The following is a 16,268-nucleotide window of genomic DNA, read 5'->3' as shown; positions in this document are numbered from 1 at the left end:
AGGCCGCCCCCGCCCCCGCCGCCCCCCCCCCCCCCCCCGGGGCCCCGCGCCCTCCAGCGCACGGTGGTCGAGCGGTACGCCGCCCTCGCCGCCCGCTGGCTGGAGGCCCAGCCGGAGGAGGAGCCGGCCTGGCGCAGCGCCGCCGGAATCGGCGACACCCTGCTGCACCTCACCGCCGAGGAGCTCACCGAACTCGGCGCCCGGATGGACGAGCTGACCCGCCCCTACCTGGACCGCCTCGGTGCCGGGGCCGACCGTCCGGCCGGCAGCCGCCCGGTGCTGGTCGTCCGGATGGCACTCCCGGTCGACCTGCCAGCCCCCGGCGGCCAACCCCCCGCACCCGACCGCCCGCACCATTCCGACCACCCGCAGGGCCCCACCGAGGAGGAGGCACGGTGACCGCCACGACCGAGCCCCCCGGCACGCACCCCTCCGCGCCGCCCACCGGCCCCGACCAGCCCGACCCCGACCAGCCCAGCCACTCCGACCGCCGCGGCCGGCGGCTGATACCCGCCCTGCTCCGGATCACCGAGTTCCGCCGGTACTGGACGGGTCAGACCATCTCGGCCGTCGGCGACCAGATCACCACCATCGTGCTACCGCTGGTCGCCGTCAGTACGCTGCACGCCGACGCCGGCCGGATGGGCCTGCTCACCGCCGCCGGCTGGCTGCCCAGCCTGCTCTTCGCCCTGCACGCCGGCACCTGGGCGGACGGCCGCTCCGACCGCCGCCGGGTGATGATCGTCGCCGACATCGCCCGGGCGGTGCTGCTGCTCACCGTGCCGCTCGCCTTCCTGCTGGGCGTCCTGACGCTCACCCAGCTGTTCGTGGTGGCCTTCGCGATGGGCACCTTCGCCGTGCTGTTCGACGTCTGCAACGCACCGCTGTTCGTGGCGGTCGTCCCGGACGGGCGCTACGTCGAGGGCAATTCGCTGGTCAACGGCAGCCGGGCGATGTCCTCGGCGGCCGGGCCCGGTCTCGGCGGCGGCCTGGTGCAACTGCTCGCGGCGCCGCTGGCGCTGGTCGCCGACGCACTGTCCTTCCTCGCCTCCGCGGTCGCCCTCGGCAGCATCCGGCCGGCCGAGCCGCCCGCCGAGCCGAAGGCCCGCGGCCGCATCTCGGCCGGACTGAAGTTCATCACCACCACCCCGATCATGCGGGCCGCGCTGCTGGGGACGGCGACGGTGAACCTCTTCACCTTCATGATCGCCGCACTGTTCGTGCTGTACGCGACGACCGAACTCGGCCTGTCCGCGGGCCTGCTCGGCGCCGTCCTCAGCGCGGGCGCGCTCGGCGGGCTGATCGGCGCCACGGTGACCGCCCGGATCAGCCGCCGGATCGGCATCGGCCGGGCCGCGGTGCTCGGGCTGATCGCCTACCCGGCGCCGCTGCTGCTCGTCCCCGCGGCGCGCGGCGGCACCCTGCCGGTGGTCGCGCTGCTGCTGGCCGCGGTCTTCGGCTCGGGCATCGGCGTGATGCTCCTCGATATCACAGTCGGCTCGCTCTTCGCGGCAGTAATCCCGGATCGGCTCCGATCCCGGGTCTCCGGCGCCTATCAGGCGGTCAACTACGGCATCCGTCCGCTAGGTTCCCTTCTGGGAGGGGTGCTCGGAAGCACGCTCGGCCTGCGGCCGGCGCTCTGGGTCGCCGCCATCGGCGCGCTCACCTCGTTCCTCTGGCTGCTGCCTTCGCCGATCCCCGGCCTCCGCGACCTGCCCGACGCGCAGGAGGAGAAGGGACTCTGACCCCTCGTCAGGGAAAACCCCGGGAGTCGGGCATATGCCCGAGGAAAGTGCCGGAACCCTCCCCCGCGCCGTCCACGGCGCGGTAGCGTTACGCCCCGTTGGGGCTACAGCCAGTAAGGGCGTGGCCACGGACGCGTCACGGGGGCGCTGAGGAGGGGTGCACACCATTGCCGGGGATCGACGACTGCCTGATCGAGGCGATGACCATCACCGGGGCTCTCGGTGCCAGCCTGGTCGACTGGACCAGCGGCCTCGCCCTCGGCGCCGCCGGCGCCGGCCCCGGCGGTGACCACGACGCCGGGGCGGCCGACGCCACGGAGGTGGCCAGGGCCATCACCCAGACCTCGTCCTTCGCCGACCCCGCCGCGAGAACCGCCCCGGCCGAGGACGTCATCGTCACCTCGGCGGGCACGTACCACCTGATCCGCTTCGTGGAGACGGCGTTCGACAGCAGCGTCTTCCTCTACCTGCGCCTCGACCGGGCCACCGCCAACCTCGCCATGGCCCGGTTGCGGCTCGCCACCATCGCCGACGGACTGGTGCTCGCCTGATGCAGCCGACCCTGCAGCCGATGCTGCCACCGGCCCCCCTGCCGGTCGTCCACCGCCCCACGACCAGACTGCCCCGCAGGCACCGCTCGGGCTTCGCCCCGGCCACCGTCTTCGAGGCCGCCCTCACCGACCTCGCCGCCGACCGGGCCACCGGCGCCCTGCACGGCTCCGCCGGCACCGTCCACCTGGTCGACGGCGAGGTGGTGCACGCCGAGAGCCCGGCCACCCCGGACGTCGGCACCCTGCTCACCTCGGCCGGCCGGCTCTCCGCCCGCACCTGGGCGGACGCGATGGCCGCGACCCGCGGTACCGGCAACGCGGCCGAGCACCTGGTCGCCGCCGGTGCGATCGGCCGCGGCGAACTGGAGCTCTGCCACCTCACCGCCGTCCTGGACGCGGCGTTCTTCGCACTGCCGCAGAACGACGGCCCGATCGGCTTCCTGCCCGGGGTGCGGCCCGGGCTGACCCTGGTCCGGCCGCTCGACGCCGGCGAGTTGCGCCTCGCGGTCGGCCGGCGGCGGGCGCTGCTGGACCGCACCCACCCGGCCGCGGGCCTGGACGTCTCCCCCGTCCGCGCCCGCACCGAACCGGCGACCCCCGACCGCAGGGCCGCCGCCTGCAGCGGTCGGCGGCGGGCGGTGCTCGCCGCGGCCGACGGGTACCGCACACCCGCCCAGATCGCCCGGCTGCTCGGCCGGTCCGCCTACACCACCCTGCTCGACATCCGGCACCTGGCGGCCGTCGGGCTCGTCGAGACCCCGGCGGTAAGGGACGGGCCCGCGCCGGTCGCCGCAGTCGGCCCGGCCGTCGCAGCCGGCCCGGCCACCGGGCCGGTGGCCGCACCCGTCCCGTCGCCCGCACCGGTACGGCCGGGCGGAGTGCCACCGCAGGCCGGGCCGCCCCCGGCCCACCCGGAGGTACTGCTGCCGTCGCCGGCGCTGCACGACTTCCCGCCAGATCCGGAGATCGCCCTGCTGCTCCGGATCCGAGCCGCCCTGGAGGCCCGACTGTGAGCGTCCCACCCGCCCGTACGCCGTTCCGGGCCGCGTCATGAAGCGCGCCTTGCGCCAGTTCACGGCGAAGCGGACACCGGCCCTGCCAGAGCCGGAGGTGCTCAACGAACTGCGCGGGCTGCGCGCCACCGTGCCGCACCTGACCGGCGGGCTGGTCGCCACCACCGACGGGCTGGTGGTCGCGCACGACACCAACGGCCTGGAACCGGAGGGCCTGGCGGCGCTGACCGCGGCCGCCCTCGGCGTCGGTTCCCGGTTGATCGAGGCGAGCGGCCAGGGCGGTTTCCGCGAGCTGCTCACCCGGGGCGAACACGGCTACACGGCGACGTACGCGGCCGGCGGCTACGTCGTGCTGACGCTGTTCGCCGGGCCGGACGCCAATGTCGGCCGGCTGCACTTCGAGGCCCGCCGGGCCGGCGGCCGGATCGCCGCGATCGCCGATGCGGCCCTGGAGCGCCAGGACCGCCCCTGACCACGTTTGACCCAGCATCACCGACACACCGTCGATCCACCTTCTGGAAGGAACCACCATGGCCAGCACGGAGCACGCACTCAAGGACGCGATGAGCTCGATCGAGGGCGCCATCGGCGTTGCCCTCGTCGACTACAACAGCGGTATGGCCCTCGGCACCATCGGCGGCGGCCCGGAGCTCGACCTGAACGTCGCCGCGGCCGGCAACACCGACGTGGTCCGGGCCAAGGTCCGGGCGATCGAGATGCTGAACCTCAAGGAGGCGATCGAGGACATCCTGATCACCCTGTCGACGCAGTACCACCTGATCCGGCCGCTCACCAGCCGCTCCGGCAAGGGTCTGTTCCTCTACCTCGCCATCGACAAGCAGCGTTCCAACCTGGCGATGGCCCGCCACCAGCTCAAGCGCATCGAGGCCGAGCTGGAGGTCTGACAGCAGCACAACGGGCAGCGGGCCGGGGGTGATCCCCCGGCCCGCCGGTGCGTCCGGCGAAAGTGGCGGGGCAGGCCCCTGGCCGGTATTGAGGTGTCACACATAACATGGCAATGTGAAATTGCACATGCCCTGAGGCCACCCCACCCGCGCCCCCGAAGGAGAGCCAGCCCGCCGTGACCACCGACGCCGTGAAAGCCGACGCCGTGACCACCGACGCCGCGAGCACGCCCGCCGTCCCCGCCCCGCCGAACACCGGCAGCCACGACCTTCCCGTCTCCCCCGCCCTGGACGCCTTCATGGGCACCGCCTGGGCACCCAGCCCGCTGCCCGCCTCGGAGCGGGTCGCCGCCCACGGGGTGACGCCGGCCCGCCGCGCCGCCCTGGCCGCGGCCTTCCCCGGCGAGCGCCTGGTGGTGCCCGCCGGGCAGCTGAAGGTCCGCAGCAACGACTGCGACTTCCGCTTCCGGCCGCACAGCGCGTACGCCTGGCTCACCGGGCTCACCGGCGAGGAGCAGGTGGGCCACGTGCTGGTGATCGAGCCGGACGGCGAGGCGGTGCTGCACGTCCGCCCGCGTTCACCGCGCGGCGGCGGCTCCGAGTTCTACCGGGACCGCCGCTACGGCGAGTTCTGGGTCGGGCGGCGGCCGGACCTCGACGAGGCCGAGCAGCTGACCGGCATCCGCACCGTTCACCTGGACGCGCTCGCGAAGTCCGTCGGCCCCGGGGCCCGGGTGCTGGCCGGGGTGGACCCGGCGGTGGACGCGCTGACCGGCCGCCCGGCCGCGGCCCGCACGGCCGGGGACGACCGGCTCGCCGCCGTGCTGTCCGAGCTGCGCCTGGTGAAGGACGCCTGGGAGGTCGGCCAGCTCCAGCTCGCGGTGGACCACACCACGGCCGGCTTCGAGGACGTCGTCCGCGCACTGCCCGAGGCCCTGCGGCACCACCGCGGCGAGCGCTGGCTGGAGGGCACCTTCGAGCGGCGGGCCCGGCTGGAGGGCAACGGCACCGGGTACGAGACGATCGTCGCCTCGGGCGCGCACGCCTGCGTGCTGCACTGGATCCGCAACGACGGGCCGCTCGATCCGTCGCGGCTGCTGCTGCTCGACGCCGGTGTGGAGACCGACAGCCTCTACACCGCGGACATCACCCGCACCCTGCCGCTGAGCGGCCGGTTCACCAGCGCCCAGCGGGACGTCTACGAGCTGGTGCTGGCCGCGCAGGAGGCCGGCATCGCGGCCGTCCGGCCGGGCGCGAGCTTCCGCGACTTCCACCGGGCGGCGATGACGGTGATCGCCGAGGGGCTGGCGGAGTGGGGCGTGCTGAAGGTGTCCGCCGAGGAGTCGCTGCGGGCCGAGAGCGGGCTGCACCGCCGGTACACGCTGTGCAGCAGCGGCCACATGCTGGGCCTGGACGTGCACGACTGCGGCCGGGCGCGCGCCGAGACCTATCTGGACGGCCGGCTGGAGGAGGGCCACGTGCTCACCGTCGAGCCCGGCCTCTACCTGCAGCCGGACGACGAGACCCTGCCGCCGGAGCTGCGCGGCATCGGCATCCGGATCGAGGACGACCTGGTGGTCACCGCGGACGGCGCCCGGCTGATGTCGGCGGCGCTGCCGCGCACGGTCGCGGGCATCGAGGAGTGGATGGGCACCCTGGCGGGCTGACGGGCCGGCAGTTCCGGCCCCGGGCGGGGCGCCGGTCCTCGGCGCCCCGCCCGATCCGGTCCCTCGCGCCGCGGCGGCACCACCGCCGCGCCCCGCCCGACGGCGTCACAGACACCGTCCCGACTCCGGTGAGCACACGGCAACCTCGCGGCAACAGGCGGGCAACGCACGGGAATCCGACCGGCCCTAATTTCTGTCACCCGACAGAAAACGCCTGCGGAAGGCCGGTGCCCCATGACCACCAGCACGTCGCTCGCTCCCGCCGGTACCGCCGGTCCGCCGTCCGCCGGCGCGCTCCCCTACCCCCAGCAACTCCACCGCACCATCGGCCGGTTCGGCTCCTTCGCGGCCGGCTTCTCGTTCATCTCGGTGCTGACCACGGTCTTCCAGCTCTTCGCCTTCGGCTACGGCGCGGCCGGCCCGGCCTTCGTCTGGACCTGGCCGGCGGTGCTCGCCGGCCAACTGGCGGTGGCCGCCTGCTTCGCCGAACTCGCGGCCCGCTACCCGATCTCCGGGGCGATCTACCAGTGGGCGACCCGGCTGGCGAACCCGCTGTACGGCTGGTTCACCGGCTGGCTGATGGTGCTCGGCCAGGTGGTCGTGGTCACCGCCGCGGCACTCGCCCTGCAGGTGGTGCTGCCGGCGCTGTGGCCGGGCTTCCAGCTGGTCGGCGGCGACCCCTCGCCGACCACCGCGAGCGGCGCGGCCAACGCGGTGCTGCTGGGCACCGCGCTGATCGCCCTGACCACCCTGGTGAACGCGGTGGACAACCGGGTGCTGTCGCTGGTCAACGGCGTCGGGGTGACGGCCGAACTCGCCGGCATCGCACTGATCCTGGTGCTGCTGTTCACCCACACCGAGCAGCCGGTGGGCGTGGTGCTGCACACCGCGCCGACCGGCGGCGGCGCCTGGACGCTGCTGGTCGGGGCGTTCACCGCGGCGTACGTGATGATCGGCTTCGACAGCGCCGGCGAGCTCTCCGAGGAGACGGTCGCCCCGCGCCGCACCGCGCCGCGGACCATCCTCACCGCGCTCGCCGCCGCCGGGGTCAGCGGCGGCCTGCTGCTGCTCGGCGGCGTGCTGGCCGCCCCCAGCCTGACCGACGGCCGGCTCGCCGCCGAGGGGCTCTCGTACGTGCTGACCAGCAGTATCGGCGACGGGCTGGGCCGGGTGCTGCTGGCCGACGTGGCGGTCGCGGTCTGCGTCGGCACCCTCGCGATGCAGACCGCCGGCACCCGGATGGTCTTCTCGATGGCCCGGGACGGCGCCCTGCCCGGCGCCCGCCGGCTGGCCGAGGTCGCACCCGCCAGCGGCATGCCCCGGTGGGCGGCGCTCGCCGTGGGCGTCCCGGCGGTGGCCTTCCTGCTGCTGAACCTGGTCTCGCCGGCCGCCTTCCTGGCGCTCTCGGCGACCTGCATCGTGCTGGTCTACGCCGCGTACGCGCTGGTGGTCGGCGCGATGCTGGTCCGCCGGGTGCGCCGGCTGCCGCTCGGCGAGGGCGGGCCGGACACGGACGAGACCGGCCGGCCGCTCTTCACGCTCGGCCGCTGGGGGCTGCCGGTGAACGTGCTCGCCCTGCTGTACGGGGTGGCGATGACGGTCAACCTGGCCTGGCCGCGCGCCTCGGTGTACGACCCGGACGGCGGCCACTGGTACCTGCGGTGGTTCGCGGTGCTGGTGCTCGCCGGCGCGGTCGCGGCGGGTGCCGCCTACCGGCTGCGCCGCCGCTGACGGCGGCGCCGCGGACCCGCGCTCACAGGAGCCGCTCGCCCTCCCGGCGGGCGGCTTCCGCGCGCTCCGGGCCGCAGCCGGCGAAGCGCAGCGCGGCGTCCGCGACGGCCCGGGCCACCGGCTCCGCCGAACGGCCGCCGCGCTCCCGGGCCACCGCCACCCCGCCCTCCACCAGGCCGAACAGCAGGTCGGCGCGGAGGGCCGCGTCCGCGCCGGGGTCGAGCAGGGCGAGCAGCCGCCCGTACGCCGCCTTCAGCGCCTCGCGGGCGCCGCGGAAGTCGGCGAACCGCTCGCCGCGGACCTCGGGCAGCTGGTAGAGCGCGCCGAGGTTGTAGAGACCGCCGAAGAGCAGTTCGCAGTCGCGGGCGGCCAGCGCCCACAGCCGGGGCGCGGGGTCGGCGTCCGGGTCGGCGAGCAGCGCGGTGGCGAAGGCCAGCGAGGGTTCGACGGTGCTCTCCAGCAGGGTGGCGAGGATGTCCTCCTTGCCCGCGAAGTAGTGGTACATCGAGGCCTGGCGCATCCCGGCGCGTTCGGCGACGGCGCGGGTGGTGGTGGCGGCGTAGCCGTTGCGGGTGAAGAGTTCGGCGGCCGCGGCGAGCACCTGTTCGCGCGGGGCGAGGCCGCTCGCCGAGGGGCCCTGGGCGCGCGGCCGGCCGACGCGGCCCGTGCCGGAGGTGGTGGCGGTGCGGGCGGCGCGGGCATGCGGGGCGGTCGGGCGGCTGGTGGCGGACACCCGGCGATCCTCGCACACCGGTGCCCCTCACCACGGTCGGCGGCCCCGGTGAGGGGACGGTAACTCCCGTGTTACGCACGGGCAATGGCGGTGAAGCCGGGCCTCCCTAATTTCTGTCGCATGACAGAAATCCACGAGGCCGAGGCCGGCACCGCCACCACCACGGCCGCCCGCGCCCACGCCAGGTCCCAGGCGGGCACGGTCGTCGACTGCATGCCGCTGCTGCCGCCCCCGCCGGGCACCCTGTGGTCCGAGACCGTCGCCGCCGGCGGCTACACCCACCTCGTCCTCCCGGCCGGCACGGTGGTCACCCTCACCGACCGGGACGGCGACGCCTGCGCGCACCTCCTGCTGTACGTCACCGGGCGGCCGTGGGAGCGGCTGAACGCGGCCGACACCGTCAAGGTGCAGTGGAACGCCTACCTCACCGAGGGCAGCCAGCTGCTCTCCGACCAGGGCCGGGTGCTCGCCACCCTGGTCGAGGACACCTCCGGCCGGCACGACGCGCTGGCCGGCACCTCCACCGCCGCCCGCAACACCGCCCGCTACGGCGACGGCGCCGCGCACGGCCCCTCCCCCGCGGGCCGCGAGCTGCTCACCCTGGCCGCCGCCAAGCACGGCCTGACCCGGCGCGACCTGCCCGCCCCGGTCTCCTTCTTCCGGGGCGTGACCGTCGCCGCGGACGGCACCCTGCACCCGACCGGCTCGGCCGGCCCCGGCACCCGGGTCGTCCTGCGCCTGGAGCAGCACGCCACCCTGCTGCTCGCCAACACCGCCCACCCGCTGGACCCGCGTCCGGCCTGGCACTGCTCGCCGCTGCAGGTCACCGCCGTGCCCGGCGAGGTGACCGGCCCCGGCGACCCGCACTGGGACGCCACGCCCGAACGCCACCGCGCCCACCTCAACACCGCCGCCCTGGGGGCCCGATGACCGTCCTGCTCGACGCCGAGGTGCCCGCCCGCGGCGCCTGGTCCGCCGTCGTCCGCCGCGGACAGCTGCTCACCGTCACCGACCTGCACGGCAACCAGGCCGTGGACTGCCTGGTCTACGACGCCCACGACCCGTCCGTCCGCTACAGCGCCGCCGACACCCTGCAGGCCCAGGGCTCGGTCTTCGTCGACAAGGGCACCGTGCTGCTCTCCACCGAGCACACCCCGCTGATGACGGTGGTCGAGGACGACTGCGGCCGGCACGACACCATCGCCGGGGCCTGCTCCAAGGAGTCCAACACCCTGCGCTACGGCCACCACACCTGGTCGCAGCACGCCTGTGTGGAGAACTTCCTCGCCGAGGGCGCCCGGCACGGCCTCGGCAAGCGCGACCTGGTCTCCAACATCAACTGGTACATGAACGTGCCGGTCGAGGCGGACGGCACCCTCGGCATCGTCGACGGCCTCTCCGCCGCCGGCCTGCGGGTCGTGCTGCGGGCCGAGACGGACGTCCTGGTGCTGGTCTCCAACTGCCCGCAGATCAACAACCCGTGCAACGGCTTCGACCCGACGCCCGTCCGCATGACGATCACCGAGGACTGAGCGGGAACCATGGCCTACGACACCCTGCTGATCGCCAACCGCGGCGAGATCGCCGCCCGGATCGTCCGTACCGCGCGCCGGATCGGCATCGCCACCGTCGCCGTGTACTCCGACCCGGACCGCTCCGCGCCGCACGTCCGGCTCGCCGACCACGCGGTGCGGCTCGGCCCGGCCGCCGCCAAGGACAGCTACCTGCGCACCGACCTGGTGCTGCAGGCCGCCCACGACAGCGGAGCCGGTGCGGTGCACCCCGGCTACGGGTTCCTCTCCGAGGACGCCGCCTTCGCCCGGCGGGTGGAGGCCGCGGGGCTCGCCTTCGTCGGCCCGACCCCCGGCCAGCTGGAGGTCTTCGGCGCCAAGCACACCGCCCGCGCGGCCGCCGAGGCCGCCGGGGTGCCGCTGCTGCCCGGCACCGGACTGCTGCCGGACCTGCCCGCCGCACTCGCCGCCGCCGAGGGCGTCGGCTACCCGGTGATGCTCAAGGCCACCGGCGGTGGCGGCGGCATCGGCATGCAGGCCTGCCGGGACGCCGCCCAGCTCGCCGACGCCTGGGAGCGGGTGCAGCGGGTCGCCGCCGCCAGCTTCGCCACCGCCGGCGTCTTCCTGGAGCGCCTGGTCGAGCACGCCCGCCACGTCGAGGTGCAGGTCTTCGGCGACGGCGCCGGCCGGGTGGTCACCCTCGGCGACCGGGACTGCTCGCTGCAGCGCCGCAACCAGAAGGTGCTGGAGGAGGCGCCCGCGCCGGGCCTGCCCGACCGCGTCCGCCGGCAGCTCGCCGACTCCGCCCGCCAGTTGTGCGCCTCCGTCGGCTACCGCTCGGCCGGCACCGTCGAGTACGTCTACGACGCCGCCCGCGAGGAGGCGTACTTCCTGGAGGTCAACACCCGCCTCCAGGTGGAGCACCCGGTCACCGAGGCGGTGTACGGGGTCGACCTGGTCGAGTGGATGCTCCGGCTCGCCCAGGGCGACCGCTCGGTGGTCCGCGAGGTCGGCACCCCGGACGGCCACGCCGTCGAGGCCCGGGTCTACGCCGAGGACCCGAGCCGCGACCACCGGCCCAGTGCCGGCCTGCTCACCGAGGTCGCCTTCCCGCCCGGCGTCCGCGTCGACACCTGGGTGGAGACCGGGACCGAGGTCACCACCGCCTACGACCCGATGCTCGCCAAGGTGATCGTGCACGGCACCGACCGGGCGGACGCGCTGGCCCGGCTCACCGACGCGCTGGACGGCACCCGGATCCACGGCATCGAGACCAACCTCGGTCTGCTGCGCGCCGTCCCCGCCGTGCCGGCCGTCGCCTCGGCCGTCCACCACACCGGCACCCTGGCGCACGTCGCCGACCCGACCCCGCGGATCGAGGTCGTCCGGGCGGGCACCCAGACCACCGTCCAGGACTGGCCTGGCCGGACGGGCTACTGGCACGTCGGGGTGCCGCCGTGCGGTCCGATGGACGACCTCTCCTTCCGGCTCGGCAACCGGGCCCTCGGCAACCCCGAGGGCGCCCCCGGCCTGGAGTGCACCCTGCTCGGCCCGGCGCTGCGCTTCACCGCACCCACCTGGGTCTGCGTCACCGGCGCACCGACCGCCGTCACCGTGGACGGCCTGCCGGTGCCGCAGTGGGAGCCGGTGCTCGTCCCGGCCGGCGGCCTGCTCGACGTCCCCGCCCCGCCGGGCCCGGGTCTGCGCAGCTACCTGCTGGTCGCCGGCGGCCTGGAGGCCCCGGACTTCCTCGGCAGCGCCGCCACCTTCACCCTCGGCGGCTTCGGCGGCCACGGCGGCCGGGCGCTGCGCACCGGTGACGTGCTGCACGGCGGCACCGCCACCCTCGGCGGGGGCGCGGGCCCGGTCGCCGACCGCCCGGAGTTCACCTCCGCCTGGGAGCTGCCCGCGGTCGAAGGCCCGCACGCCGCACCGGAGTTCTTCACCGAGCAGGACATCGCCGACTTCTACGCCGCCGACTGGTCGGTGCACTTCAACAGCGCCCGCACCGGCGTCCGCCTGGTCGGCCCCAAGCCCGCCTGGGCCCGCCCGGACGGCGGCGAGGCCGGCCTGCACCCCTCGAACATCCACGACACCCCGTACGCGGTCGGCGCCGTCGACTACACCGGTGACATGCCGGTGCTGCTCGGCCCGGACGGCCCCTCCCTCGGCGGCTTCGTCTGCCCGGCGACCGTCGTCTCCGGCCAGCGCTGGAAGCTCGGCCAGCTCCGCCCCGGCGACACCGTCCGCTTCGTGCCCGTCACCGCCGAGGGCGCCGCCGCGCTGCGCCGCACGCCGGCCGCCGCACCGCGCGCCTCCCGCCCGGCGATCGTGGACGGCGGTGTGCTGCACCGCACCCCCGCCGCCCCCGACCGGCCGAGCGTCACCTACCGGCGCAGCGGCGACGACAACCTGCTGGTCGAGTACGGGCCCATGCAACTGGACCTGGCGCTGCGGATGCGCGTCCACGCGCTGGCCGAGCGGCTCGCGGCGCGGCGGCCGGAGGGCGTCGTCGACCTGACCCCGGGCATCCGCTCGCTGCAGGTGCACGTCGACCCGGACGTCCTGCCGCTGCCCGAACTGCTGGCGCTGGTCCGGGAGATCGAGCGGGCGCTGCCCGCCACCGACCGGCTGGTGGTGCCGAGCCGCACCGTCCACCTGCCGCTGTCCTGGGACGACCCGGCGACCCGGGAGGCGATCGAGCGGTACATGGCGGGCGTCCGCGACGACGCGCCCTGGTGCCCGTGGAACATCGAGTTCATCCGGCGGATCAACGGCCTGGCGTCCGTGGACGAGGTGTACCGCACGGTCTTCGACGCCGAGTACCTGGTGCTCGGCCTCGGCGACGTCTACCTGGGCGCCCCGGTGGCCACCCCGCTCGACCCGCGGCACCGGCTGGTCACCACCAAGTACAACCCGGCCCGCACCTGGACGGCCGAGAACTCGGTCGGCATCGGCGGCGCCTACCTCTGCGTGTACGGCATGGAGGGGCCGGGCGGCTACCAGTTCGTCGGGCGGACGGTGCAGATGTGGTCGGGCTGGCAGCAGCGCGGCCCGTTCGAGCCGGGCGCGCCGTGGCTGCTGCGGTTCTTCGACCGGATCCGCTGGTACCCGGTCTCCGCGGAGGAACTGCTGGAGATGCGGGCCGACATGGCGGCCGGCCGGTTCGCGCCGAAGATCGAGGAGGGCGAGTTCGCGCTGGCGGACCACCTGCGCTTCCTCGACGAGAACGCCGGGCCGATCGCGGAGTTCCGGGCCGTCCAGGCGGCGGCCTTCGCGGCCGAGCGGCAGGCTTGGGAGGAGGCGGGCGAGTTCGACCGGGCCGAGCGGGCGGCCGGCACCGCACCCGTGGCGGCGCGCACCGTCACCGCACCGCCGGGCGGCAGCGTGGTGGAGGCCGAGTTCACCGCCTGCGTGTGGAAGGTCGACGTGGCACCGGGCGAACGGGTGCGCAAGGGGCAGCAGTTGATGGCACTGGAGGCGATGAAGATGGAGTCGGCGGTCACCGCGGACCGGGACGGCGTGGTCGCGGAGCTGCTGGTCGGCTCCGGCGACCAGGTCGAGGCCGGCAGCCCGCTCGTGGTGCTGGGGGCGGTCGCGTGAGCGCCGTCGTCACGGCCGTGGAGCGGGTCCGCCGGGCGTACGCGCGGATCGCCGCCGCCGACCGGCCGGAGGTCTGGATCGACCTCCGTCCGCAGGCCGAGGCCGAGGCGGAGCCCGCCCTGGTCGACGCCCGGGTCGCCGCCGGCGAGCACCTGCCGCTGGCCGGCACGGTCTGCGCGGTCAAGGGCAACATCGACGTCGCCGGGCTGCCCACCACCGCCGGCTGTCCCGGCTACGCCTACCTCCCCGAGCGGGACGCCCCGGCGGTGGCCCGGCTGCGCGCGGCCGGCACGGTCGTCCTCGGCACCACCAACCTCGACCAGTTCGCCACCGGCCTGGTGGGCACGCGCAGCCCGTACGGCGCGGTGCGGAACGCCCTCGCCCCGGAGCGGATCGCCGGCGGGTCGAGCTCCGGCTCGGCCGTCGCCGTCGCCCTCGGCATCGCGGACCTGGCGCTCGGCACCGACACCGCGGGCTCGGGGCGGGTGCCGGCCGCCCTCAACGGCATCGTCGGCCTCAAGCCCGCCCCGGGCCGGGTGCCCACCGAGGGCGTGGTGCCGGCCTGCGCGAGCGTGGACTGCGTCTCGGTGTTCGCCCGGACGGTCGACGAGGCGGAGGCCGCGCTGCGGCTGCTCGCCGACCCCGCACCGGCCGCGCCGCCCGCCCGTCGCCCCGGCCCCTGGCGGATCGCCGTCCCGGCCGCCGCCCGGCTGGGCACCCTCGCCGACGGCTGGGCGGAGGCCTTCACCGCGGCGGCCGACCGGTTCGCCGCGGCCGGGGCCGACCTGCGCGACCTCGACCTCACCCCCTTCGACCGGGTGGCGGCGATGCTGTACGAGGGCGCATTCGTGGCCGAACGGTACACGGCGGTGGGCGAGTTCGTGGACGCCCTGGCGGAGAAGGGCGGCGACGGCCTCGACCCGGTGGTGGCCGGCATCATCGGCGCCGCCCGTGACCTCCCCGCCCACCGGCTCTACGCCGACCTCGCCGAACTGGACCGGCTGCGGGCCCTCGCGCTGGCCCAACTCGGCGACGCGGACGCCCTGCTGCTGCCCACCACCACCTGGCACCCGACCTTCGCGGAGGTCGCCGCCGACCCGGTCGGCGGCAACGCCCGGCTCGGCCGGTTCACCAACTCGGCCAACCTGCTGGGCCTCTGCGCGGTCGCGGTACCGGCGGGCACCGTCCGGGGACTGCCCTTCGGCGTGATGCTGGTCGGCCGGGCCGACACCGAGGCGCGGCTCTGCACCCTGGCCCGGCTGCTCACCGAACCCCCCGTCCGGCTGGCGGTGTTCGGCGCCCACCTCACCGGCCAGCCCCTCAACGGCCAGCTCACCGCCCTGGGCGGCCGGTTCTGCGGCGAGGTGGCGACGGCCCCGGTCTACCGCCTGTACGCCCTGGACACCGTCCCGCCCAAGCCCGGCCTCGTCCGGGTCGAGGCGGACGGCGCCGCCGTCGCCGGCGAACTCTGGGAGCTCCCGGCCGCCGGCCTCGGCACCCTGCTGGCCGCTCTCCCCCACCCCATGGCCCTCGGCCCCGTCCTCCTCTCCGACGGCACCCGCACCCCCGGCTTCCTCTGCGAACCCGCCGCCCTCACCGGAGCCGAGGACATCACCCGCACCGGAAGCTGGCGCTCCTACCTAGGCGCTCCAGCAGGGGCGCGGGGAACTGCGCACCCCTGATCCGGCCGTGCGCACGGACCGGCCCACCCCACCCGACCTCCCAAGAGCCCCGCACCTGACTTGCCCCGAATCGGCCCGGGATGTGAAGGTGTCGTGCACTTGCAAGGAGGTAGCCATGATCGCTGGCCCTGGCTTCTGGGATCAGGAGATCGAGCGGGCGGGCTGGTCGCGCGCACTGTCGGCCGGCCCCGCCGATTTCCCGGAGATCACGGGGCGCAGCCGGGTCTGGGGCCGGAACTGCTACGTCCGCGGGCGGGACCGGCTGGTCATCGAGTGGTCGGACCAGGTGACGATAGCCGCGGCCCTCCTGAACGGCCGGCCGTGCCCGCTGGGCTCACCGGAGGACCTGTCCAAGGCCATAGCGCAGGACCACCGCCCCGGCTGGTGACCCTCCCGGCGCAGGCCGGGCGTCTCAGCGGGCGCGGAGCCGCAGCGGCTCCTCCTCCTCGGCGGGGGCTTCGAGTCCGGCCGCCCAGAGCGAGCGGACGTGGCCGAGGTGGCGGGACATGCACTCCTCGGCGGCCTCGGCGTCGCCGGCGATCATCAGGTCGAGCAGTTCGAGGTGCTCCTCGGCACTGGAGACGAGTTCGCCGCGCTGGTCGAGCCGGGTGAGGCCGTACAGCCGGGACCGCTTGCGGAGGTCGCCGACGGTCTCGACGAGCCGGGCGTTGCCGGCGAGGCCGAGCAGGCCGAGGTGGAAGCGGCGGTCGGCCTCCAGGTAGGCGATGAGGTCGTGCTCGCGGGCGGCGGCGACGATGGCCTCGGCCTCGGGGCGGAGGGCTTCGAGCTGGTCGCGGGTGGCGGTGCGGGTGACCCGTCCGACGGTGGGGACCTCGATCAGGGCGCGGATCTCGGTGAACTCGTCGAGGTCGCGTTCGCTGAGTTCGGTGACCCGGAATCCCTTGTTGCGGACGGCTTCGACCAGGCCCTCGCGGGCGAGGTCGAGCATGGCCTCGCGCACGGGGGTGGCGGAGACGCCGAAGTCGGCGGCGAGGGCGGGCGCCGAGTAGACGACGCCGGGGCGCAGCTCGCCGGAGATCAGGGCCGCGCGCAGGGCGTGGGCGACCTGGTCGCGCAGTCTCTCCTGGACGGAGATGAGGGCGCGGGGCTTGAGGTCCGCCATGGTG

15 protein-coding genes are annotated in these 16,268 nt (G+C 75.4%); 13 read left to right on the top strand and 2 right to left on the bottom strand.

Annotation, left to right across the window (positions count from 1 at the left end; translation table 11 throughout):
- The first annotated feature begins 63 nt into the window (after positions 1 to 63).
- The 8 genes from ABD353_RS01750 (at position 64) to ABD353_RS01715 (ending at position 7,612) form a co-directional block, all read left to right on the top strand.
- Positions 64 to 399 (top strand): hypothetical protein, encoded by a 336-nt coding sequence (locus tag ABD353_RS01750; RefSeq protein ID WP_344621628.1) that lies wholly within the window; start codon positions 64 to 66, stop codon positions 397 to 399.
- Complete coding sequence (locus ABD353_RS01745; protein WP_344621627.1) at positions 396 to 1,745, top strand: MFS transporter; 1,350 nt, start codon at positions 396 to 398, stop codon at positions 1,743 to 1,745. Before ABD353_RS01750 ends, ABD353_RS01745 begins: the two co-directional genes overlap by 4 nt.
- A gap of 167 nt (positions 1,746 to 1,912) precedes the next feature.
- A complete protein-coding gene (locus ABD353_RS01740) occupies positions 1,913 to 2,296 on the top strand; it encodes a hypothetical protein (RefSeq protein ID WP_030268693.1) in 384 nt (127 codons plus the stop codon).
- Complete coding sequence (locus ABD353_RS01735; RefSeq protein WP_344621626.1) at positions 2,296 to 3,309, top strand: transcriptional regulator; 1,014 nt, start codon at positions 2,296 to 2,298, stop codon at positions 3,307 to 3,309. The genes ABD353_RS01740 and ABD353_RS01735 overlap by 1 nt, the downstream gene beginning before the upstream one ends.
- A gap of 37 nt (positions 3,310 to 3,346) precedes the next feature.
- Positions 3,347 to 3,781 carry a roadblock/LC7 domain-containing protein gene (locus ABD353_RS01730; RefSeq protein WP_344621625.1) on the top strand — a complete coding sequence of 145 codons (435 nt, stop codon included), beginning with the start codon at positions 3,347 to 3,349 and terminating at the stop codon, positions 3,779 to 3,781.
- A 58-nt stretch (positions 3,782 to 3,839) separates the two neighbouring features.
- On the top strand, positions 3,840 to 4,214 hold the full coding sequence (locus ABD353_RS01725; protein WP_344621624.1) for a hypothetical protein: 375 nt from the start codon (positions 3,840 to 3,842) through the stop codon (positions 4,212 to 4,214).
- 206 nt (positions 4,215 to 4,420) lie between these two features.
- Complete coding sequence (locus ABD353_RS01720) at positions 4,421 to 5,881, top strand: aminopeptidase P family protein (RefSeq protein ID WP_344621706.1); 1,461 nt, start codon at positions 4,421 to 4,423, stop codon at positions 5,879 to 5,881.
- A gap of 234 nt (positions 5,882 to 6,115) precedes the next feature.
- The gene (locus tag ABD353_RS01715) at positions 6,116 to 7,612 is read left to right on the top strand and encodes an amino acid permease (protein ID WP_344621623.1); all 1,497 of its coding nucleotides are present in this window, start codon (positions 6,116 to 6,118) and stop codon (positions 7,610 to 7,612) included.
- 22 nt (positions 7,613 to 7,634) lie between these two features.
- On the opposite strand, the gene ABD353_RS01710 is transcribed toward ABD353_RS01715, so the two are convergent.
- Complete coding sequence (locus tag ABD353_RS01710) at positions 7,635 to 8,345, bottom strand: TetR/AcrR family transcriptional regulator (protein WP_344621622.1); 711 nt, start codon at positions 8,343 to 8,345, stop codon at positions 7,635 to 7,637.
- 120 nt (positions 8,346 to 8,465) lie between these two features.
- Here ABD353_RS01710 and ABD353_RS01705 point away from each other — a divergent pair, with 120 nt between their 5' ends.
- The 5 genes from ABD353_RS01705 (at position 8,466) to ABD353_RS01685 (ending at position 15,529) form a co-directional block, all read left to right on the top strand.
- A complete protein-coding gene (locus tag ABD353_RS01705) occupies positions 8,466 to 9,275 on the top strand; it encodes an urea amidolyase associated protein UAAP1 (RefSeq protein WP_344621621.1) in 810 nt (269 codons plus the stop codon).
- On the top strand, positions 9,272 to 9,877 hold the full coding sequence (locus tag ABD353_RS01700) for an urea amidolyase associated protein UAAP2 (protein ID WP_344621620.1): 606 nt from the start codon (positions 9,272 to 9,274) through the stop codon (positions 9,875 to 9,877). Before ABD353_RS01705 ends, ABD353_RS01700 begins: the two co-directional genes overlap by 4 nt.
- A gap of 9 nt (positions 9,878 to 9,886) precedes the next feature.
- Entirely contained in the window at positions 9,887 to 13,459 is a 3,573-nt protein-coding gene (gene uca / locus ABD353_RS01695) for an urea carboxylase (RefSeq protein WP_344621619.1), read from the top strand.
- Positions 13,456 to 15,141, top strand: coding sequence for an allophanate hydrolase (locus ABD353_RS01690; protein ID WP_344621618.1), 1,686 nt, complete (start codon positions 13,456 to 13,458; stop codon positions 15,139 to 15,141). Before uca ends, ABD353_RS01690 begins: the two co-directional genes overlap by 4 nt.
- 115 nt (positions 15,142 to 15,256) lie before the next feature.
- Positions 15,257 to 15,529, top strand: a complete 273-nt coding sequence (locus ABD353_RS01685; RefSeq protein WP_344621617.1) for a hypothetical protein — start codon at positions 15,257 to 15,259, stop codon at positions 15,527 to 15,529.
- A gap of 24 nt (positions 15,530 to 15,553) precedes the next feature.
- On the opposite strand, the gene ABD353_RS01680 is transcribed toward ABD353_RS01685, so the two are convergent.
- Complete coding sequence (locus tag ABD353_RS01680; protein WP_344621616.1) at positions 15,554 to 16,264, bottom strand: GntR family transcriptional regulator; 711 nt, start codon at positions 16,262 to 16,264, stop codon at positions 15,554 to 15,556.
- Positions 16,265 to 16,268 lie beyond the last annotated feature (4 nt).

Origin of the sequence: Kitasatospora arboriphila (assembly GCF_039528095.1) — a bacterium.
In the GTDB taxonomy this organism is placed as follows: Bacteria; Actinomycetota; Actinomycetes; order Streptomycetales; family Streptomycetaceae; genus Kitasatospora; species Kitasatospora arboriphila.
This window is presented reverse-complemented; position numbering and strand designations above follow the sequence as displayed.